The organism is Mycolicibacterium sp. P4_G11, assembly GCF_056555145.1.
Genome location: NZ_JBFUJW010000027.1, coordinates 1 through 775, shown reverse-complemented (window position 1 = coordinate 775; position 775 = coordinate 1). Strand labels below are relative to the sequence as shown.

General features: G+C 71.9%; 1 pseudogene. It reads left to right on the top strand.

The features are described 5' to 3' along the window. Positions 1 to 139 precede the first annotated feature (139 nt). A pseudogene (locus AC1U2B_RS28590) lies at positions 140 to 775 on the top strand (hypothetical protein); the annotation flags it as partial.

The window sequence follows — 775 nt, the reverse complement described above, 5'->3', positions numbered from 1 at the left end:
AATTCCCCACAGCCCCCGGCCCCCGAGCCGGTCGGTCCGTCCCCACCAGAATCCAAAGCTCGGGGGCCGCTGCATGTCTGGCGACCCCTCGCGACACCAGACGACAGTGGGTCCCGCTCATGAGCGGGACCCACTGGACTTGAAAAGGTGTGACTACGCGGCGGCGTGGGAAGCGCCACCTCCGGAAGCAGAGGCACCGCCACCACTGCCGGAGCTGTTGCTACCCGAGCCCGCCTGGCCCCCGGTCGATCCACTGGGCTTGCCGGGCTTCGTGGGCTTGGTGGGCGTACCGGTCTTGGTGCCGCCGGTCGCGCCGGATGCGCCACTGCCGCTGCCGGAGCCGGAGCTACCCGAGCCCGCCTGGCCCCCGGTCGACCCACTGGGCTTGGCGGGCTTCGTGGGTTTGGTGGGCTTGGTGGGTGTATCGGTCGTGGTGCCGCCGGTCGCGCCGGATGCGCCACTGCYGCTGCCSGAGCCGGTGCTCCCCGAGCCCGTCTCGCTGCCGGTCGATCCGGCGGGCTTCGTGGGCTTCGTCGGCTCACCGGCCGTAGTGCCGCTGGTGGAGCCGGTGCCACCGGTTGGCGTCGTGGTGGTGCCCGAAGTCGTGCCCGAGTCCGGCTTCGTTTCGGTTGCGGGGGAAGGTGTCTCGGGCGACGACGCGGCAGGTGCCCCTGCAGCTGGCGCCGTCGCGGCGGGCTCTGCCGGGGTGGTCTCGGCCGCCGGAGTCTTCGTCTCCGAGGTCTTCGTCTCCGAGGTCTTCGTCGCCGCGACCTTC